The sequence below is a fragment of the Rhizobium sp. P28RR-XV genome, from assembly GCF_012641385.1.
Classification (GTDB): Bacteria; Pseudomonadota; Alphaproteobacteria; order Rhizobiales; family Rhizobiaceae; genus Rhizobium.
In genome coordinates, this window is sequence record NZ_JABAIG010000002.1 from 584,748 (window position 1) to 603,406 (window position 18,659).

An 18,659-nucleotide genomic window follows, 5' to 3' on the forward strand; every position below is an offset into this window, starting at 1 on the left:
AAAAATATGGATACCCAGATGCTGATCGGCTCCCGCTTCGAAGCCGGCACGGAAACGGAAGAGCGCGTGCTGAACCCGAAGACGGGCGAGACCGTACTCAACCTGCCTGAGGCGTCACTCGGCCAGATCGATGCCGCCGTCGACGCCGCCGAAAAGGCTTTCACGAGCTGGTCGCAGACGACCCCGAGCCAGCGCTCGGCCTATCTCCTCAAAATCGCCGACGCCATCGAGCGAGATGCCGAAGGTTTCGCAGCGCTGGAGGCGCTGAACTGCGGCAAGCCGATCAACGCCGTGCTCAATGACGAAATTCCGGCGATCGTCGACTGCTATCGTTTCTTCGCCGGCGCGGTGCGCAACCTGCACGGCCCTGTCGCCGGTGAGTATCTCCCCGGCCACACCTCGATGATCCGCCGTGACCCGATCGGCATCGTCGGCTCGATCGCACCCTGGAACTATCCGCTGATGATGATGGCCTGGAAGCTGGCACCGGCCATTGCCGGCGGCAACACCGTCGTCTTCAAGCCTTCCGAGCAGACGCCGCTGACGGCGCTGAAGATGGCGAAGCTGCTTTCGGATATCCTTCCTGAGGGCGTCGTCAACGTCATCCTCGGACGTGGCGAAAGCGTCGGCAATGCGCTGATCAACCACTCGAAGATCGGCATGGTCTCGATCACCGGCGACGTCGCCACCGGCAAGAAGGTGCTTCAGGCCGCCGCCAAAACGGTGAAGCGTACCCATCTCGAACTTGGCGGCAAGGCGCCCGTCATCATCTTCGACGACGCCGATATCGACGCCGTCGTCGCCGGCATCCGCACCTTCGGCTATTACAATGCCGGCCAGGACTGCACCGCCGCCTGCCGCATCTATGCCGACGCCAAGGTCTACGACAATTTCGTCGCCGACCTCACTTCGGCAGTCTCCAGCATCAAGTTCAACCAGGCCGACGACACGGAAAACGAAATCGGCCCGCTGATCTCCAAGCGTCAGCGCGACCGCGTCGAGAGCTTCGTCACCCGCGCCGCCGAACACAAGCACATGGAGATCACCACCGGCGGCAGGATCTCCGGCGACCACGGCTTCTTCTACGCGCCGACGGTCGTCGCCGGCGCCACGCAGGATGACGAGATCGTCCGCCGCGAGGTCTTCGGCCCTGTCATCTCGGTGACGCGCTTCACCAATGCCGATGATGCCGTCGCCTGGGCCAACGACAGCGACTATGGCCTCGCCTCCTCAGTCTGGACCAAGGACATCAGCCGCGGCATGCAGACGGCCGCACGGCTGCAATATGGCTGCACCTGGATCAACACCCATTTCATGCTGGTCAACGAAATGCCGCATGGCGGCCTGAAGCAATCCGGCTACGGCAAGGATATGTCAGTCTACGCTATCGAAGACTACACGGCTGTGCGGCATGTGATGATCAATCATGGGTGAGAGGCGGCTGAGATAAGACTCTCGGTCAAACCAGCTCTCTTGAGTTTGGGGCAACGCTGTACCCCCCGCCGAAGACAACCATGTGCCTTTAACCGAAACGCCTTCGGAACAATTTACCCTCCTCCGGCGTCTTTAAGAGGTACAACGCAGAGGAGATTGCTAATGCTGAAATGGGCTCTCATTTTCTTTGTGATTTCGCTGATCAGCGGCTTTTTCGGCTTCTCAGGAGTATCGGCGGCAACCGCAACCATTGCGCGCGTTCTCTTCGCTATCTTCCTGATCATCTTCCTGGTGTTCCTGATCCTGGCCGTTATGGCCGGCAACGCCGTCGTCTGACGATATCGGCCGTCACAACCTTCGGGGCGGGCCTAAATCAGGCTCGCCCCCACGTTTATCGCGAGCGCCAGGATGGTCGTGTTGAACAGGAACGACAGGATGGCATGCAGCAGCACCAGCTTACGCATGCCGACCGTGGAAACGCCGATATCGGCCGTCTGCGCTGCAACGCCGATGGTGAAGGAGAAATAGAGGAAATCCCAATAGATCGGCTCTTCCACCGGTTCGGCGAATTTGAGCCCCTGCCCCTTGCCCGGACTACTATAAAATTTATGCGCATAGTGGATGGTGAACAGGGTGTGCAGGAATGTCCATGAAATCAGGATCGTCACGATCGCCGTCATCACGCGGATGAAGGCGATTTCGGGCGATGCGTCCTTGATGCCGATGAGATCGAGCGCAATGCCGCCGACGCTGGCGATCGCCGCCGCGATCGACAGGAACAGCAGCAAGCCATCCGAAAAATCGAGGTCGGCCGAGCGCTTGCGGATGCGAAGCGCATTGGCTGTCAGCATCCGATAGAGGCTGTAGACGATGAAGACGACGGCGGTCGTATCCCAGGCAATCAGCAGGTTGCCGGCATTGAGATCACGTGATGTCAGAAGCAGGAAGACGGCAATACCGGCAAGCACGGAAATCAGGATGACATGGTGCTTGCGCCACAGCACGAGACCTCTGGAACGATGCATAAGTTCGTTCGCATCCATGCCGCTCTCCTGATCGCAAATCGCCGTTACAAACCGATTCGCAAACGAGAGTGGCAAATAAAAGGAGGCCTCGCAACACGAAGCCCCCGATTGCGAAAATGAAGCCTCAGCCTGTCCAGCCGCCGTCGACGACGTGAGTCTGGCCGGTCGTGAAGCCCGCTTCGTCGCCGGCCAGATAGGTCACCAGCGCGGCAATCTCTTCCGCAGTCGCGATGCGGCCCATCGGCTGGCGGGCGATGAAATCCTTCATCGCCTTGTCGTAGTCGCCGGTTGCCCGCAGCCGCTCATGCAGCGAGGGGCTGTCGACCGTGCCGGGGCATATGGCGTTGGCTCGGATGCCCTTGGAAACAAAATCGGCAGCGATCGACTTGGTAAGTCCGATGACGGCCGCCTTGGAGGCGCAATAGGCGAAGCGGTTCGGCACGCCCTTCACGCTGGAAGCGACCGAAGCCATGTTGACGATCGAGCCCTTGCCCTTTTCCAGCATGCCGGGCAGGAAGGTCCGGCAGGTCGTGTACATCGCCTTTGCATTGAGGTTGAAGGAGAAATCCCAATCCTTCTCGTCGCAGTCGAGGATGGTTCCGGCATGGACGAAGCCGGCGCAGTTGAAGAGCACATCGATCGGGCCAATCTCTTCCGCGTAGGCCTTGACGGCGGCGCTGTCGAGCACGTTCAGCACATGCTTGCTGGCGCCTTCCAGCGTTGAAAGCGTCTGCTCGTTGATGTCGGTGGCGTAGACATGCGCGCCGAGCGAGATGAAGCGCTCCGCCGAAGCCCGGCCGATGCCCTGCCCCGCCGCCGTGATGACGACCTTCTTGCCTTCCAACCCGTGACCCATAATCCTAATCCTTTCCTCGGAACTATGATCTCACCCATTCCGCCGGGCCCACGGCCGATAGCCTGGATAAGATCATGCAATAACAATCGGTTGGCCCAGCCATCCATCAAACGTCGAAGGACTGCGCGAAGCGGCGGTTCAGCTTGTCGATGAGGACTGTATGTCTTTCGCCGGTTCGCAGTCCATTGCTAATCATCTCGGATGTATCGCTTTGAAATGCCATGTAGCCGTCATGCCGCGGCCGCACATAGGCGCCATCCAGAGTCGCACGCGTATTGCGGTAAAAATCGAGCGCCAGCGCATTGACCGCATCGCTGACCCAGGCATCGGCGTGACCCGGCTGACCGTTCCCGCCTGCATAAATGCCGGCCTGCACCGGGCCGCTGGCGATCCAGCGCGCGAAAGCCTTCGCCTCCTCGGGAGCTTGCGTGTGCGCCGAGACGGCAATGCCCGTACCGCCAAGCGCCGAGCCATTCGGCGCGCGGCCGTCGATGACGGGCATATCCGCAAAGGCGATCCGTGCCGGCCTGAAACCGGCAAAGGAATAATTGACGTAACCGTAAATGAAGGGCGTCGCCACATAGGGACTGTCGACCTGGCTCATCAGGTCGAACACCGCGATCGGGTCCATCTCGTAGCAGCCGATATCCATCCCGGCGACGATCCGCGCCATCCAGTCGAGCACCGCTTCACCATCGGCTTTCGCGATGAAGTCTGGTCCCTCGATGCTGCAGGGCGTGCCGAGATGCGCCGCCAGCGAGATGAAGGTCATCAGCGAATGCGGCGGCCGCATCGGCAGGATCGCCCTACCTTCCTGGGCGAGCGTCACGAACTCGGCAAGATCCCTGACCGGCGCGCTCAGGCGATCCGGCCGGTAGGCTTGCACCTGCGTCGCCGCATCGAGCGGAAAGGCCCACTGGCGTCCCTGCCAATTGTAGCTCGGATAGGAGCGCCCGACGGTGCCGGCGGCGATCGCGGCGATTTCCTCCGAATGAGCCGCATCGTCGAGCGGCAGCAGGCAGTTTTCGCGCGTGATCTGGCCGACATGCGGGTGATCGATGACGATGAGATCGTATTGGGCGGCAAGTTCTTCCACCGGAAAGGTCTCGAAATCCTGCAGCGACCGCTTTTCCCAGCTAATCTCGACGCCGGTCCTTTCCTGCCACTCTTTGGAACAAGCGAGCATCGGATCATAGCCGCGCGGATGCGACCAGGTCATCCCCTTTAGCTTCACCATCATACCTTCTCCGCCGCCGGTTTGCGCTCGACGACCAGGATGTGATCGGCGGCCAGCACGACTTCGTCGCGCTGGTTCAGCACCTCGCAGCGCTCGGTGACGCGACCGGCCGCCGGCCGCTTCGGATCGTCCTCTTTCGCCGAAATGGTAACGCGGGTGCGGATCGTATCGCCGATATGCACCGGACGAACGAAGCGGAGCCGATCATAGCCATAGGAAAAGGCGACGGGATTGACGAGTGATGCCGTGAGACCGACACCGATCGCAAAGATCATCGTGCCGTGTGCGATGCGCTGGCCGCCGGGCAAGGTCTTGGCGAATTCCGCATCCATGTGATGCGGGAAGAAATCGCCGGTATGGCCGGCATGGACGACGAAATCGGTCTCGGTGATCGTCCGTCCGGTCGTCAATCGGACATGGCCAAGTTCGTAGTCTTCGAAGTAGAGGGTTTGTTCTGCCATTCCTCAAGCCTTTGGAAGTTCAGCAATCGGCGTCGCCGGCGCGGCGCTCGACTGATAGGCGGCCTCGACGAGAGCCATGGTCTGCCAGGCATCCTCGACCGAGCCGATCAGCTCCTGATCTTCGCCAGATGCGAAGCGCTGCAGGTTGGCCATGCGATTGACGAAAGCGTCCGGGAACCAGGCCCCTTCCAGCTTGACCTCGACCCAATCGCTGCCATCGGCGGGGCGGATCCATAGCTCGTCCGGCTCGCCGCGCGGATAGTCGAGATTGACGCCAAGCTTGATGTAGGCCGCACCCTTGGTGCCTGAAATGCGAAACTCGCAGGCCTGGAACTTGCGGCCGAAATCATGGTCATGATTGACCGAGAGCACGCAGCGGACCTTGTCGCCATAGTCGAGGATCGCGGCCGTCCGCGTCTGCGCGACATCATGGTTGGGATGGCCGATGGTCTTGGCATGGATCCCTTGAGGATTGCCGAGCAGCCCGCGAATGAAATCGAGATAGTGGATCGAGTGCATGGCAATCTCGATCCGCGGCAGACCCTTAAGGAACGGCCAAAGGCCCCAGGGCGTGGCGAGCGCCAGCCAGGCATCGAAATCGACGACCTCGCCAAGATAACCCTTCTTCACGGCATCATAGAGCGCCAGCATCATCGGCGCGAACCGAAGCTGGAAATTGACGGCCGCCTTGATGTCGCGTTCGCGGCAAACCCGCAGAATTTCGGAGCCGCCGGCAAGATCGCTGCCCATCGGCTTCTGGATCAACGCGAAGGAGCCGTGCGGCAATTTCGAAAGGATCGTCGCATGCGCGGCCGGCGGCGTTGCTAGATCGAAAATAGCGCCTTCGACGGCAAGCGCCTCTGCCTCGGAGACGAGAGCGCGAATGCCCCATTGCGCGGCAAGCGCCGCCGCTTTCTCGACGTTGGGATCGTAGAGACCAGCGACCGGAAAGCCGCCCTGCTTGTACGCCGGCAAATGCGCATCGCCGACGATGCTACCGGCGCCGAAGATAACGATTGGACGCGGATTCGACGGCTTCGGCCGCCATTGGCGGAGGGATTGGGGATCGAAGGTCATTGAAGTACTCCCGAAGCATCAGCTTTGGAGTTTGTTGAAGCTAGATGCCCCCCTCTGTCACTTCGTGACATCTCCCCCACAAGGGGGGAGATCGTTGAGTGCGTTTCGCACCGCTTCGGGAAACGAATAACTGTACCGTCTGCAGATTCGATGTCCGTTGATAGCGAAAAATAGCCGCGAGTTACCAATCTCCCCCCTCGTGAGGGAGATGTCAGCAAAGCTGACAGAGGGGGGTATGCCCTCAACGACTTCATGGAAAGCCAGGGATCGCGAACTGAAAGATCGTCCCCTCTCCCCGCCTGCGGGGAGAGGGCTAGGGTGAGGGGCTTTTCTGGAAAGTTACTCATGATGAAACACCTCCTCCATCATGGCCCACCACTCACCCTCCTTGCGGGTCTCGAGCGGCTTCTGGCATGGAATACACACCGACCACCATTCCTGGTTCTTCGGGCTCGCGGCCATCTTGCGCATGTCGGCCTCGAAATCCGTGCCGACATATTCCCAATAGCCGAAGAGCAGGTTTTCCGGCTCTTTCAGGAAGATCGAATAGTTGGTGATGTTGCATTCGGAGATCAGCGCCAGGATTTCGGGCCAGACGGCCGCGTGAAGCGCCTTGTATTCCGCGACCTTGGCCGGCTCCAGACCGATCACCATTCCCATTCGCTGCATGGCCAGTTCCTCCTCAGCCGTGGATTTCCCGGGTGAATTCGCCGATCGAGCGGGCCTTCACCGCTTCCCAATCCCACTCGATGCCGATACCGGGTTCGGAGGGCGCCAGCGCCTTGCCGTCGACGATTTCCATGCCCTTCGTCGTCAAGTCATCGAGTTGCGGGATATATTCGACATATCTACCGTTCGGCACCGCGCAGGTGAGGCTGACATGCAGCTCCATCAGAAAGTGCGGGCAGACCGGAATATCGAAGGCCTCAGCGGCATGCGCCACCTTCAGCCAGGGCGTGATGCCGCCGATGCGGGCAACGTCCACCTGCACGATCGAGCAGGCACCCTTCTGCATATATTCGCGGAAATGCCGGATCGAATACATGGATTCACCGACCGCGATCGGCGTCGTTGTCGACCGGGTCAGCCGGATATGGCCGTCAAGATCATCGGCCGGCAACGGCTCCTCGATCCAGGCAAGATCCAGCTCCTTCAGGCGTGCCGCCCGGCGGATCGCCTCATCGACGGTAAAACCCTGATTACAGTCGGTCATGATCTCGAAGCCGGAGCCGAGCGCCAGGCGCATTGCGGCCAATCGGTCGTAATCTTCCGAGCCATGCGGCTTGCCGATCTTCACTTTCGAGCCGGAGAAGCCCTTGGCCTTCGCCTGCAGCGCATCTTCGACCAAGGCTTCCTTCTCGATATGCAGCCAACCGCCTTCCGTCGTGTAGAGCGGGCAGCGATCCCTAGCACCCCCGGCGAGCTTCCAGAGCGGCAGGCTTTGCTTCTTCGCCCGCAGGTCCCAAAGCGCCGTGTCGACAGCTGCGAGTGCCAACGCCGTAATAGGTCCTATGGTCGTTGCATGTGTCGCGAATTCTAGTCTGTGCCAGATCGCCTCGATGCAGTCGGCATCCTCGCCGATCAGCAGCGGCACCAGATGATCTGAAAGCAGCCGCATGACGGAGGAACCGCCGGTGCCGATCGTATAGCTGTAGCCGGTGCCGACAGCCCCGTCGCTGTCGGTGATGGTGACGATCGGCGTCTCCTGGCTGACGAAGCTCTGGATCGCATCCGTCCGTTTCACCTTCGGCGGCAGGTCGACCATGCGCAGCTCAATTTTCTCGATACGTGCCATGGGTCGGCTCCTCAGCTTGCCAGGCTCTTGCCGGTTTCAACGGAGAAGAGGTGCGCCTGGCTGAGATCGAAGCTCATCTTCAGCTGTTCGCCGCTCTTCAGCGAGCGCGGGTTGAGCATGCGCGTCACCCATTCGCGCCCGGCAAATTCGACGAAGACGAGCGTTTCATTGCCGAGCGGTTCGGTGATGGCGACGGGCAAAGTCAGTTCATAGACAGCCGATTCCACGCCGGAATGCAGGCCATGTCCCGTCGGGAAGATATCGTCGGGCCTAAGGCCAAAGGCGACCTTCTCGCCCTCCTTGACCTTGCCGGCAAACTGGCCGGGCAGCGGCAGCCGATCGCCATTCTTGAAGGTGAGTTCGCCCGCCTTCAACGTCGCCTCCTCGATATTCATCGGCGGCGAGCCGATGAAGCCGGCAACGAAGCGCGTGGCCGGCCGCTTGAACACCTCGTCCGGCGTGCCGACCTGCTCGATATAGCCGTCGCGCATGATGACGATGCGGTCCGCCAGCGTCATGGCCTCGACCTGGTCGTGCGTGACATAGACCACCGTCGATTGCACCTTGGCATGCAGTTTCTTGATCTCGGTGCGCATCTGCGTGCGCAGCTTGGCATCGAGGTTCGACAGCGGCTCGTCGAAGAGGAAGACTTCCGGCTGACGGACAATGGCGCGGCCCATGGCGACGCGCTGGCGCTGGCCGCCGGAAAGCTGGGCCGGGCGGCGGTCCATCAGCACATCCAGGCCGAGAATGGCGGCGGCTTCATCGACGCGACGGTCTATCTCCGTCTGCGGTTGCTTGGCGATCTTCAACGAGAAGCCCATATTTTCGCGCACCGTCATATGCGGATAAAGCGCATAGGACTGGAACACCATGGAGATGTTGCGATCACGAGGCGGCAGGTCGTTGACGACGGTGTCGCCTATCTCGATCACGCCGTCTGAGACATCCTCCAGGCCGGCGATCATGCGCAGCGTCGTCGACTTGCCACAGCCGGACGGGCCGACGAGCGCGATGAACTCCTTGTCCGCGATGTCGAGATCGATCCCGTGGACGATTTCCAGCGCGCCGTAGCGCTTGACGAGTTTTTTGAGGGAAACCTGAGCCATGGAAATCAACCTTTGACCGCACCGAATGTCAGACCCGACACCAGATGCTTCTGAATGATGAAAGTGAGAGCGAGCGCCGGAATGATCATCACGACCGCGAGCGCGCACATGCCGCGCCAGTCGATGGTGAACTCGGCCGTGTAATCCAGCAGACCGACAGGCAGCGTCTTGGAATCGACGGAGCGTGTCAGCTGCGAGGCCAGTGCATATTCATTCCAGCAGGTGAGGAAGGCGAAAATGCCGGCGGACGCGATACCGGGGCCGGCAAGCGGGAATTCCACCTGCCAGAAGGCCTGCCAGCGCGTGCAGCCGTCGATCTGCGCGGCTTCGGCGAGATCCTTCGGCACCTGCCGGAAGAAGCCGTCGATCAGCCAGATCGTGAAGGGCACGTTCAGCGCGACGTAGGTGAGGATCAGGCCGAAATGCGTGTCGATGATCCCGAGCCGGGCATAGACCATGAAGAGCGGCAGCGACAGCGCCACGCCAGGCACCGAGCGGGTCAGCATCAGCCCGAGGAACACGGCCGATTTGCCTGCGAAACGGAAGCGGGCGAAGGCATAGCCGCCGGACATGCCGATGACGAGCGCAATGGCGGTCGAGGTGACGGAGATGATAAGCGAATTGCGGAAATAGTCCCAGACAGGAATGCCGCCCTGCCCCACGCCGCCGAACATGGCGCGATAGGCTTCCAGCGAAAGTTCCTGCGGGATCCAGACCGCTGGCTTCGCCATGATTTCCACGGTGGGGCGCAGCGAGCTGATGACAATCCAGAAGCCGGGCAGGCAGATGACGAGCATCGCTAGGAAAAGGCCGATGAGATAGGCGACCTTCCAAAGGCGGCGCTGCAGGCGTTGTTGGGCATTGCGATCCATGATTACCACTCCGCTCCGATCTGGGTGCGGGCAAGCGCCAGCTTACGGAAGAAATAGACTGTGAAGACGATCGAAAGGATGATTGAGACATAGGCCATGGCGTTGGCGAGGCCCATCTGCGCGTCGGCATAGGCGGTACGCCCGACCAGCGTCCAGATGAGCTCCGTGCGCCGCGCCGGCCCGCCATCCGTCATGATCTTGACGATGTCGTAGGCGCGCGCGACGTCGAGCGAGCGGATCGTCATGGCGATGAAGGCAAACGGCATCAGGAACGGCCAGGTGACATAACGGAAGGTCTGCCAGCTGGTGCAGCCATCAACCTTCGCGGCTTCGACCGGCTCCTGCGGCATGGCAAGCAGTCCGGCGAGAATGAGGATCGCGAAGACCGAGGTCGAAGACCAGACTTCCGCAATGACGATGGAGAGCAGCGCCAGATTGCCGTCGATCAGCCAGGGAATGGCCGTCTCCGTAATGCCCAGGGATTGCAGCGCATTATTGATGATGCCGACATTGTCGTTGAACATGAATTTGAACTGGAAGCCGACGAGCACGGGCGAAAACATCATCGGGAACATCATCAGCGTGCGCAGCACGCGCTTGCCATGGGTCGCCTTGTTGACCAGGATAGCCAATCCCAGGCCCAGCAGCATTTCCAGATTGAGCGCGATCGTCAGCAGCACCACGGTGCGCACGAAGGCGGCCAGAAACACCGGGTCGGTCAGGATACGCGCATAGTTGCGCAGGCCAATAAAGGTGAAGAGCGTCGCCGGCCGCGTCAGTCGAAACGGCGTGAAACTGGAATAGAAGGAGAGGAGCAGCGGAAACAGAACCACCGCCACAAGGACGATGATCGCCGGAAGAAGAAGCAGGACCGGTGGGGATATTCTTTTGAGCATGGTTTGCACCTGTCGGCATTCCTCGGCAGCGTGGCCCGGACTGCGTGGAATGAATTGCCTGGGACCGAGAAGCCGGTGCGACACCGGCGGCACACGCCGGCCCTTCACGGTGCCGATCGAAAGCCATTCTCGAAGTCAGATTGCGGAAGTCCCGCGCACCATGAGCACGCGGGATTTCGATTGCATCGCTCAGAGCGCGCCGGCGTCCTTCAGGACGTCGGTTGCCTTCTGGGCAGCAGCATCGAGCGCCTCCTTCGAGCTCTTGTCGCCGAGGATTGCGGCCTGAAGCTCGGGATAGACGACGTTGGAAATCTCGATCCATTGCGGCGTGCGCGGAACCGGGAAGGCATATTTCATGGCTTCCTGGAAGGTGCTCAGCACTTCCTTCTTGTAAGGATCGGAAGCCGCCTGCTGGATATCCCAATCCCAGACAGCCTTGCGGGTCGGAAGCGTGCCGTTGGCGGCCTCGAGCTTCTGCGAGTCGTCGTTCGTCAGGAACCAGACGAGCGAAGCGGCGGCATCCTTGTGAGCGCAGGATTCGGTCACCGAGAAGCCGTGGTGACCGGACCAGCCGGTGTGCTTGCCGGAGGAACCGGCGGGCTGTACGACGACGCCGACATTGCCGGCGATCTTCGACGACTTCGGATCGTTGAAATAGGTCGCCCAGCCCGGCCAGTCGAGATCGAGCGCGATGGAACCGGAAGCAAAGCCGGCGCCGAGATCATCCCACAGATAATTGGTCACGCCGGCAGGAACGGCCTTCGCCTTGTACATGTTGACGAACCAGTCGAGCGCACGCACGCCTGCTTCGGAATTGAAGGCCGGCTTGCCGTCCTTGCCGAGATATTCGCCGCCCTCGGCGACCAGCATCTCGTAGAAGCGGCCGTTGATGGCCTCTTCCTTGCCGGGGAACTGCGTGCCGAAGAAGTTCGGCGGGTTGGAGAAGAAGATCGACTGATCGGACACTTCCTTCCAGGTCTTCGGCGGCGCGAGATCGTAGCCGTACTTTGCCTTGAAGGCCGTCTTCTTGGCATCGTCGTTGTAGAGGCTCTTCTGATAGTAGAGGGCCGAAACGTCGAACTGGGCGCGCGGCAGCATGATCAGGCGGCCGTCGATGGTCGAGGCCTGAATGGTGGAATCGACAAACTGGCCGATTTCTTCCTTGGGCAGAAGCTTCGAAAGATCGGTGTATAGATCGGGATATTGCGGCGCGAAGGACGAATGGTTCGAGCCGACGCACCAGGAGATGCTGCCCGATGCCATGTCCGACTTGATTTCCTTGTCGAGCTCGAAGTGGTTCTTCTTGGAGAGAATGTTGACCTTGGCCCCCGTCTCCTTCTCCCACTCGGCAATGCGCGCATACAGCGGCTCGTATTGCTGACCGCCGATGAGCTTGGCGTCGATCGTCACACCCGGAAATTTGCCCGGCAGATCGGCGGCGAAGACCGCTGTGCCGGCAAGCAATGCCATCGTGCCGGCAACGAGACCGGCCTTCCAATTCCTCATCGAAGTTCCTCCCTAAGACCGGACCCCTTGTCCGATTGTTCTCCCGACCCAAATATGGATCAATGATTTATAAGTAAACATCTTATTCATTGGCCGTCAAGCTGCGATCGCGTGCTTGTAAAATGCCTTCATTCATATATGAATGACGATTCATGTTTCGTCGCATGGGGGATTTGTTGATGAGTGTAGAAGACGACAGCGATCGCTATCGCGCGCCGGCCCTGGACAAGGGGCTCGATATTTTGGAATTGCTGGCAACGATCGATGGTGGCCTGACGCAGGCGGAAATCGCCAAGGCGCTCAACAAGAGCCCCAACGAATTCTATCGCATGCTCGATCGCCTCGTGCGGCGCGGCTATGTGCAGAGGCAGGACGGCGATCGCTTCTATCTGACGCTGAAGCTGTTCGGGCTGGCGCATTATCACGCACCAGTGCGCCGACTGGTGTCCTTCGCAACGCCGCTGATGCGTGAATTCTCCAACCGCGCAGAGCAGGCCTGCCATCTGGCGATCTACGACCGCGGCTCGGTCGTCGTCATCGCCCAGCAGGATTCGCCGACCTATTGGGGCATCTCCATCCGCGTCGGCGCGCAGATCAACCTCTACAATACCGGCTCTGGTCACATTCTCCTGGCATTCCGGGATGACAAGCAGCGCCAGATGATGATCAACGAGCAAAGGCGCCAGCAGGATCAGGAGGCCGAAGAGCCGCCGGCCGATCTCGAAGAGAAGCTGCGGGCAATCCGCGAAAAGGGCTATGAGACCATGGACAGCCTGCAGACGAGCGGCGTGCGCAATATTTCCGCGCCGATCCTGGCCATGGACGGCAATGGACTTGCCGCTCTCACCTGCCCCTATATCGAGCCCGTCAACACCAAGGCGCCGACTTACGATCAAGTCATCGAATATGTGCGGGAAGCGGCAAAGGAGATCTCTGAAACCGTGGCCGGTATAGTCGACAAGGCCGAGTTATAATTTTTATTTGAATAAATTATTCTTATGTGAGTATATGTTGAGCAAGCAGTATGGGAGGAAAACCATGCTTTTCGACAGCCATTTGCACATCGTCGACCGAAAAAAGCTCGCCTATCCCTGGCTGGCCGAGGCCGGTGCGCTCAATCGCGACAGCCTCTATGGGGACTATGCGCGCGAGGCCAAGCGCCTCGGGATCACCGATACGCTTCACATGGAAGTCGATGTCGCCGAAGAAGATATCGAACGCGAGACCGACTACGTCAAAGGCCTGAGCCGTGAGCCCGGTAGCCTTCTTCGCGGCGCCATCGCCGCCTGCCGCCCCGAAAGCGCTGGCTTTCCCGCCTATCTCGAACGCGTACTCGCCGACCCCTTCGTCAAGGGCTTTCGCCGTGTGCTGCATGTCGTGCCCGACAATGTCTCCGAAGGCGCATTGTTTCGCGAGAACCTGAAGCGGCTTGCCGGCACCCGCCTGACCTTCGATCTCTGCGTGCTGCCTCATCAGATTTCCAAGGCAATCGCGCTCGTCGACCTCAATCCTGACGTCCGGTTCATTCTCGACCATTGCGGCGTGCCCGCCGTCAAGAAACAGCTCAGCGAGGTCTGGTCGGCCGGAATATCAGCCATTGCCAAGCGTCCGAATGTCGTCGTCAAGATTTCCGGCGTCGTTGCCTATGCCGATCCCGAGAGCTGGACGCCGGAAACGCTGCGCCCCTTCGTCGAACACTGCATCACGAGCTTCGGCTGGGATCGCGTCATCTGGGGCAGCGACTGGCCGGTCTGCACGCTTGGCGGCAATCTCTCCACCTGGGTCGCAGCCACCCACGCGCTGATGCAAGGCGTAAGCGCCGACGAACGCAACAGCCTCTACCAGCTCAATGCCAAGCGCCTCTGGTCTCTTTGAGGCCGGAGGTTCCATCGAAAGACAATGCCATGACCGCCACCGTCGGCGTATCCAGCACCCATCCGAAAACCATGCCGGCAGACCACGCCGATATTCCAGTCTGGAATGCGGAAAACTGGTTCTACGAGGATTTCGAGATCGGCCACCGGATCCGCTCGCTGCGCCGCACGATCTCCGAAGGCGAGTCCCAGCAGTTCAACGCGCTGGTGCTCGACATGCACCCTTACGTCAGCGACCAGATCTTTGCCGAGACCGAGGGCCTGTTCGGCAAGCGGCTCGTCGCCGGCGCCTTCGTCTTTTCCGCCGGCCTAGGCCTCGTCGCCACCAATTGCGTCAACGCCTTTTCCTATGGCTACGACAAGCTGCGCTTCATCAAGCCCACCTTCATCGGCGATACGATCTACACCATCCGCACCAATCTGGATAAGCAGCCGAAATATGCCGAACTCGGCCTGATCCGCTCCTCCTACGAAGTCTTCAAGGGCGAAGGCGAACTGGTGCTTTATTGCGAGCATATCCAGACCGTGCGCTATAAGAACGGCCGGCCTGCGGACGCGCCGCCGCTGAAAGCCTGACATGAACGAGGACAACGAAGAGGGTCTGCTCTCCGGCATCATCGTGCTGGACATGAGCCAGTTTCTTGCCGGCCCGATGGCCGCCCTGCGGCTCGGCGATCTCGGCGCGCGCATCATCAAGATCGAGCGGCCCGATGGCGGCGACCTCTGCCGCCGGCTCTATCTCAGCGACACCGAGATCGGCGGCGATTCCACACTCTTTCATGCCATCAACCGCGGCAAGGAGAGCTTTGCGATCAACATGAAGGACGAGAGCGATCTTCGGGAACTGCGCGCGCTGATCGCCAAGGCCGACGTCGTCATCCAGAATTTCCGCCCCGGCGTCATCGAAAGGCTTGGTCTCGACTATGCCGCCGTTGCGGCGATCAATCCGCGCATCGTCTATGGCAGCATCACCGGATACGGTCCCGACAATGAATGGCGTCTTTTTCCCGGGCAGGATCTGCTGGCCCAGGCTCGCTCCGGTGCCATGTGGCTGAACGGCGAGGCCGATGACGGGCCTGTGCCCTTCGGGCTCGCCGTCGCCGATATGCTGGCAGGCAACCTCCTCGTCCAGGCAATCCTCGCCGGCCTCGTGCGGCGCGGCGTGACCGGGCGTGGCGTGCATGTGGAAACGAGCCTTTTGGAAGCGATGGTCGATTTCCAGTTCGAAGTGCTGACCACGCACCTGAACGACGGCGGACGACTGCCGCAGAAATCCGCCGTGCGCAATGCCCACGCCTATCTCGCCGCCCCCTACGGCGTCTATCGCTGCGCCGATGGCTGGCTGGCGCTGGCGATGATGCCGCTGGCGCAGCTCGCACCGCTGCTCGATCTGCCTGAACTTGCCGTCTGCACGCCCGATGATGCTTTCCAACGCCGCGATGAGATCAAGAGCATGATCGCAGGCCGCCTGAAGGAAGAGACGGCTCAGCAATGGCTCGCCATCCTGGAACCGGCCGATATCTGGGCGGCGGAAGTGCTGGACTGGCCGAAACTGCTGCAAAGCGCCGCCTTCCGCCAGCTCGACATGCTGCAGACGGTGACCCGTGACGACGGCACCTCCGTGCGCACGACGGCAAGCCCTATCCGGGTCAATGGTGTCAGAAGCAAGAACAGCCTGGCGGCACCGACGATCGGTGGGCAGTCAGATAAAGTCAGGGCGGAGTTTATTGGGGATCGGTAGGTTATAGCGCGCCTCGCATCCGCGGTACCGTGACAGAGGGGGTGCCGCAGGAGCAGCGAACGCAAAACTCTACTCGAAACAAAAAGAGGCACCGCATCCCTGCGGCACCCTCCTAAATAACGTGTCTCCCAACGGGAGCGGATCGCCTCAAGCCGCAGCGAGCTGCAGTTCCTTGCTGACCATGGTGCGCAGCGCGATCAGGTCCTTGGCGAAGGCGCGAATGCCCTCGGAGAGCTTTTCGGTCGCCATTGCGTCTTCATTCATCATCCAGCGGAAGGTCTTTTCGTCGACGGCGATCTTCTCGACGGAAGTCTTGCTTTCCGGCGAAAGCTTGCGCTCCAGCTTGCCTTCGTCCTTGGAAAGCTCGTCCAGCAGGTTCGGGCTGATCGTCAAACGGTCGCAGCCCGCCAGCGCTTCGATTTCGCCGGTATTGCGGAAGGAGGCGCCCATGACGATCGTCTGGATATCGTTGGCCTTGTAGTAATTGTAGATATCGCGGACGGAAACGACGCCCGGATCTTCCTCGGCCGTGTAATCCTTGCCAGTCGACTTCTTGTACCAATCAAGGATGCGGCCGACGAAGGGCGAGATCAGGAATGCCTTGGCGTCGGCGCAGGCAATGGCCTGAGCCTTGCTGAAGAGCAGCGTCAGATTGCAGTCGATGCCTTCCTTCTGCAGCACTTCGGCGGCGCGAATGCCTTCCCAGGTGGAAGCGAGCTTGATCAGGATACGGTCACGCTCGATGCCGCGCTCCTTATAGGCGGCGATGATGGCGCGGGCCTTGGCAAGAGAAGCTTCGGTGTTGAAGGACAGGTCGGCGTCGACTTCGGTCGACACGCGGCCCGGAACGAGACCGGAGAGCGCAGCACCGACGGAGATCGCCAGGCGGTCGGCAACGGCAGCGGCAACGGCTTCGGAGGCGCCGCCCTGCTTCTTGCCCCAGGCGACGGCTTCCTTGATCGCATCGGCGAACATCGGCGTGCCGAGCGCCTTCAGCACGATGGTCGGGTTGGTGGTGCAATCCACCGGCTTCAGGCGAGCGACTGCCTCGATATCGCCGGTATCGGCCACGACCGTCGTCATGGCGCGGAGTTGATCAAGCTTGGAAGTCATAACAGGTATCCTTGTTTGAATGAGGCCCATTTGGATGGGAGATGTCGGGCAGCAGATCCGGTCTTTTCGCCGGAGGGACTTGAAGGCGTCAGGGGTGCAGCCTTCCTTCTCCTATGTTTCAGTAACGGGATAAAAAGCGCTAGAGTTCCATTTTCGGTGAACGGCCGAACGATGAGGAGGCAACCTTCCGAAAACAGGCTTTTCGCCGGCATCGGGCGCCCTATATGGCTCCCTGTCCGGCCCGGCACTTGCTCGGAACAGCATTTGCACATTGTCCTCCTCGATTGGACAAGACCGAATTCCTCAGCGCTGACTATCTGCAATCTCGCACGGAAAAGTCAAGAACATTTGTGCAATTCGATTGACATAAGTTTCACGTCATAGAATATCGACAGCAGAAGAGCCGATCTTGCCCGCTCCCGTCATCCGCCACAGCCACAACCCTTGTCCTGGCGGATCATGACGTTAAACGGCGCATGCGACAATCCTGCCGGAGGACCTGTGGCCAAACTGAGACGCGGAACCCATACCGCCTATTCGGAGACCTCCTCCCTGAGGCTTCGCGCCGCCTGGCTCTATTACAATCAGGGCCTGACGCAGAAGGACGTTGCCGAACAGCTCGGCATCAGCCGTACCACCGTCATCCGTTTGCTGGACGAGGCCATGCGCCGCGCCGAGGTGCAGATCTGGATCACGGAAGGCATCGATGATTGCGTCGAACTGGCGATCAAGCTCGAGCGCATCTACGGGCTCGATGAAGCGATCGTGGTTCCCGAGCCTGCCGGCGGCAATGTGAACGCGCAGGCTAAGAGCGTCGGTCTGGCGCTCGGGCAGTTCCTGACGGAGGCCATCCCCGACGATTATACGATCGGCGTCGGCTGGGGCCGGACGATGACGGCCTCGCTCGCAAGCTTCCGCCCTCCTCGCCGCGACAATTGCAAGGTGGTCTCCCTGCTCGGCGGCATCGTCGCCGTGCACCAGACCAATCCGATCGATTATACATGGCGCCTGGCGAGCCAGCTCGGGGCGGAATGCTACATGTTCCTGGCGCCGCTTCTCGTCGATTCCGTCGAGACCAAGCGTAACCTCATCGAAAAATGCGGCCTCGAAGCGATCTACAGGCTGGCGGAGAACCTCGATCTCGCCATTGTCAGCTGCGGCGACATCGGCCCGCACTCGACGTCGCTGTCGGAAGGCTTCATTTCGAAGCGCGAGCTGGAAGAGCTAATCGAGGCCGGCTGCGTTTGCGACACCATGTTCAACTTCCTCGACGCCGAGGGCAATTCCGTCGATCATCCGATTAACAAGCGGGTGATGTCCGTCGATCTCGATACGCTGAAAAAGGCAAAGCACATCGTGATCTCCTCCGGCGGCGCCCACCGCGCCCAGGCGATCAGCGCCACCATCAAGCGCATCGGCTGCAACACCCTGATAACAGACGAAAGTGCCGCGAAGGCACTGCTGCGGATGGCTATGGCGAAGGCGGCGTGAGCAACTCCGTTTGAGCTTGCGGAGAGCACATACCCCCTCTGTCACTTCGTGACATCTCCCCCACAAGGGGGGAGATTGGTAACCAGCATCGAGCTCTCGCCTCAAAGCAAACATCGCAACTGCGGAAACCGCAGTCGCTGAGCATTCGGTAGAATGGGCCACAAACTCCCAA

General features: G+C 60.5%; 19 protein-coding genes. 7 read left to right on the forward strand and 12 right to left on the reverse strand.

All coding sequences use genetic code 11. The features are described from left to right. Positions 1 to 6: 6 nt before the first annotated feature. A complete protein-coding gene (locus tag HGP12_RS06420) occupies positions 7 to 1,434 on the forward strand; it encodes a gamma-aminobutyraldehyde dehydrogenase (RefSeq protein WP_168838077.1) in 1,428 nt (475 codons plus the stop codon). 162 nt (positions 1,435 to 1,596) lie between these two features. After that, complete coding sequence (locus HGP12_RS06425) at positions 1,597 to 1,770, forward strand: DUF1328 domain-containing protein (RefSeq protein WP_015341190.1); 174 nt, start codon at positions 1,597 to 1,599, stop codon at positions 1,768 to 1,770. Between the two features lie 32 nt (positions 1,771 to 1,802). Here HGP12_RS06425 and HGP12_RS06430 read toward each other — a convergent pair whose 3' ends face one another. From HGP12_RS06430 to HGP12_RS06480, 11 genes are all read right to left on the reverse strand, one after another. Continuing rightward, positions 1,803 to 2,477, reverse strand: coding sequence for a DUF1345 domain-containing protein (locus HGP12_RS06430; RefSeq protein ID WP_168838076.1), 675 nt, complete (start codon positions 2,475 to 2,477; stop codon positions 1,803 to 1,805). A gap of 106 nt (positions 2,478 to 2,583) precedes the next feature. Next, complete coding sequence (locus HGP12_RS06435; protein WP_168838075.1) at positions 2,584 to 3,315, reverse strand: SDR family oxidoreductase; 732 nt, start codon at positions 3,313 to 3,315, stop codon at positions 2,584 to 2,586. A gap of 106 nt (positions 3,316 to 3,421) precedes the next feature. After that, complete coding sequence (locus HGP12_RS06440; protein WP_168838074.1) at positions 3,422 to 4,555, reverse strand: extracellular solute-binding protein; 1,134 nt, start codon at positions 4,553 to 4,555, stop codon at positions 3,422 to 3,424. Continuing rightward, the gene (locus HGP12_RS06445; RefSeq protein ID WP_168838073.1) at positions 4,552 to 5,013 is read right to left on the reverse strand and encodes a MaoC/PaaZ C-terminal domain-containing protein; all 462 of its coding nucleotides are present in this window, start codon (positions 5,011 to 5,013) and stop codon (positions 4,552 to 4,554) included. Before HGP12_RS06445 ends, HGP12_RS06440 begins: the two co-directional genes overlap by 4 nt. 3 nt (positions 5,014 to 5,016) lie before the next feature. Next, positions 5,017 to 6,090, reverse strand: coding sequence for a Gfo/Idh/MocA family protein (locus HGP12_RS06450; RefSeq protein ID WP_168838072.1), 1,074 nt, complete (start codon positions 6,088 to 6,090; stop codon positions 5,017 to 5,019). Between the two features lie 339 nt (positions 6,091 to 6,429). Further along, positions 6,430 to 6,759 carry an L-rhamnose mutarotase gene (locus HGP12_RS06455; RefSeq protein WP_168838071.1) on the reverse strand — a complete coding sequence of 110 codons (330 nt, stop codon included), beginning with the start codon at positions 6,757 to 6,759 and terminating at the stop codon, positions 6,430 to 6,432. Between the two features lie 13 nt (positions 6,760 to 6,772). Then, positions 6,773 to 7,885, reverse strand: coding sequence for a mandelate racemase/muconate lactonizing enzyme family protein (locus HGP12_RS06460; protein WP_168838070.1), 1,113 nt, complete (start codon positions 7,883 to 7,885; stop codon positions 6,773 to 6,775). 11 nt (positions 7,886 to 7,896) lie between these two features. Then, positions 7,897 to 8,994, reverse strand: coding sequence for an ABC transporter ATP-binding protein (locus tag HGP12_RS06465; protein ID WP_168838069.1), 1,098 nt, complete (start codon positions 8,992 to 8,994; stop codon positions 7,897 to 7,899). A gap of 5 nt (positions 8,995 to 8,999) precedes the next feature. After that, a complete protein-coding gene (locus HGP12_RS06470) occupies positions 9,000 to 9,866 on the reverse strand; it encodes a carbohydrate ABC transporter permease (protein WP_168838068.1) in 867 nt (288 codons plus the stop codon). 2 nt (positions 9,867 to 9,868) lie between these two features. After that, positions 9,869 to 10,762 carry a carbohydrate ABC transporter permease gene (locus HGP12_RS06475; RefSeq protein WP_168838067.1) on the reverse strand — a complete coding sequence of 298 codons (894 nt, stop codon included), beginning with the start codon at positions 10,760 to 10,762 and terminating at the stop codon, positions 9,869 to 9,871. Between the two features lie 189 nt (positions 10,763 to 10,951). After that, the gene (locus HGP12_RS06480) at positions 10,952 to 12,268 is read right to left on the reverse strand and encodes an extracellular solute-binding protein (protein WP_168838066.1); all 1,317 of its coding nucleotides are present in this window, start codon (positions 12,266 to 12,268) and stop codon (positions 10,952 to 10,954) included. 179 nt (positions 12,269 to 12,447) lie between these two features. Here HGP12_RS06480 and HGP12_RS06485 point away from each other — a divergent pair, with 179 nt between their 5' ends. From HGP12_RS06485 to HGP12_RS06500, 4 genes are all read left to right on the forward strand, one after another. Beyond that, complete coding sequence (locus HGP12_RS06485; protein ID WP_168838065.1) at positions 12,448 to 13,242, forward strand: IclR family transcriptional regulator; 795 nt, start codon at positions 12,448 to 12,450, stop codon at positions 13,240 to 13,242. A gap of 64 nt (positions 13,243 to 13,306) precedes the next feature. Continuing rightward, positions 13,307 to 14,143, forward strand: a complete 837-nt coding sequence (locus tag HGP12_RS06490) for an amidohydrolase family protein (RefSeq protein WP_168838064.1) — start codon at positions 13,307 to 13,309, stop codon at positions 14,141 to 14,143. 29 nt (positions 14,144 to 14,172) lie between these two features. After that, entirely contained in the window at positions 14,173 to 14,718 is a 546-nt protein-coding gene (locus tag HGP12_RS06495; protein WP_168838063.1) for a MaoC family dehydratase, read from the forward strand. 1 nt (position 14,719) lies between these two features. After that, positions 14,720 to 15,883: a CaiB/BaiF CoA transferase family protein gene (locus tag HGP12_RS06500; RefSeq protein WP_168838062.1), complete on the forward strand. Its 1,164-nt coding sequence runs from the start codon at positions 14,720 to 14,722 to the stop codon at positions 15,881 to 15,883. Positions 15,884 to 16,030: 147 nt separating this feature from the next. On the opposite strand, the gene tal is transcribed toward HGP12_RS06500, so the two are convergent. After that, positions 16,031 to 16,996, reverse strand: coding sequence for a transaldolase (gene tal / locus HGP12_RS06505; protein ID WP_168838061.1), 966 nt, complete (start codon positions 16,994 to 16,996; stop codon positions 16,031 to 16,033). Between the two features lie 501 nt (positions 16,997 to 17,497). Between tal and HGP12_RS06510 the strand changes: the two genes are divergently transcribed. Further along, positions 17,498 to 18,487: a sugar-binding transcriptional regulator gene (locus HGP12_RS06510; RefSeq protein WP_168838060.1), complete on the forward strand. Its 990-nt coding sequence runs from the start codon at positions 17,498 to 17,500 to the stop codon at positions 18,485 to 18,487. The last annotated feature ends 172 nt before the right edge of the window (positions 18,488 to 18,659 follow it).

Bases quoted from the DNA above. Each gene is read 5' to 3' on its own strand.
- HGP12_RS06470 (WP_168838068.1), bottom strand. From the start codon at position 9,866: ATGGATCGCAATGCCCAACAACGCCTGCAGCGCCGCCTTTGGAAGGTC.
- HGP12_RS06440 (WP_168838074.1), bottom strand. From the start codon at position 4,555: ATGATGGTGAAGCTAAAGGGGATGACCTGGTCGCATCCGCGCGGCTAT.
- HGP12_RS06475 (WP_168838067.1), bottom strand. From the start codon at position 10,762: ATGCTCAAAAGAATATCCCCACCGGTCCTGCTTCTTCTTCCGGCGATC.
- HGP12_RS06495 (WP_168838063.1), top strand. From the start codon at position 14,173: ATGACCGCCACCGTCGGCGTATCCAGCACCCATCCGAAAACCATGCCG.
- HGP12_RS06480 (WP_168838066.1), bottom strand. From the start codon at position 12,268: ATGAGGAATTGGAAGGCCGGTCTCGTTGCCGGCACGATGGCATTGCTT.
- HGP12_RS06435 (WP_168838075.1), bottom strand. From the start codon at position 3,315: ATGGGTCACGGGTTGGAAGGCAAGAAGGTCGTCATCACGGCGGCGGGG.
- HGP12_RS06485 (WP_168838065.1), top strand. From the start codon at position 12,448: ATGAGTGTAGAAGACGACAGCGATCGCTATCGCGCGCCGGCCCTGGAC.
- HGP12_RS06430 (WP_168838076.1), bottom strand. From the start codon at position 2,477: ATGGATGCGAACGAACTTATGCATCGTTCCAGAGGTCTCGTGCTGTGG.
- HGP12_RS06465 (WP_168838069.1), bottom strand. From the start codon at position 8,994: ATGGCTCAGGTTTCCCTCAAAAAACTCGTCAAGCGCTACGGCGCGCTG.
- HGP12_RS06490 (WP_168838064.1), top strand. From the start codon at position 13,307: ATGCTTTTCGACAGCCATTTGCACATCGTCGACCGAAAAAAGCTCGCC.
- HGP12_RS06420 (WP_168838077.1), top strand. From the start codon at position 7: ATGGATACCCAGATGCTGATCGGCTCCCGCTTCGAAGCCGGCACGGAA.
- HGP12_RS06445 (WP_168838073.1), bottom strand. From the start codon at position 5,013: ATGGCAGAACAAACCCTCTACTTCGAAGACTACGAACTTGGCCATGTC.
- HGP12_RS06425 (WP_015341190.1), top strand. From the start codon at position 1,597: ATGCTGAAATGGGCTCTCATTTTCTTTGTGATTTCGCTGATCAGCGGC.
- HGP12_RS06460 (WP_168838070.1), bottom strand. From the start codon at position 7,885: ATGGCACGTATCGAGAAAATTGAGCTGCGCATGGTCGACCTGCCGCCG.
- HGP12_RS06500 (WP_168838062.1), top strand. From the start codon at position 14,720: ATGAACGAGGACAACGAAGAGGGTCTGCTCTCCGGCATCATCGTGCTG.
- tal (WP_168838061.1), bottom strand. From the start codon at position 16,996: ATGACTTCCAAGCTTGATCAACTCCGCGCCATGACGACGGTCGTGGCC.
- HGP12_RS06450 (WP_168838072.1), bottom strand. From the start codon at position 6,090: ATGACCTTCGATCCCCAATCCCTCCGCCAATGGCGGCCGAAGCCGTCG.
- HGP12_RS06455 (WP_168838071.1), bottom strand. From the start codon at position 6,759: ATGCAGCGAATGGGAATGGTGATCGGTCTGGAGCCGGCCAAGGTCGCG.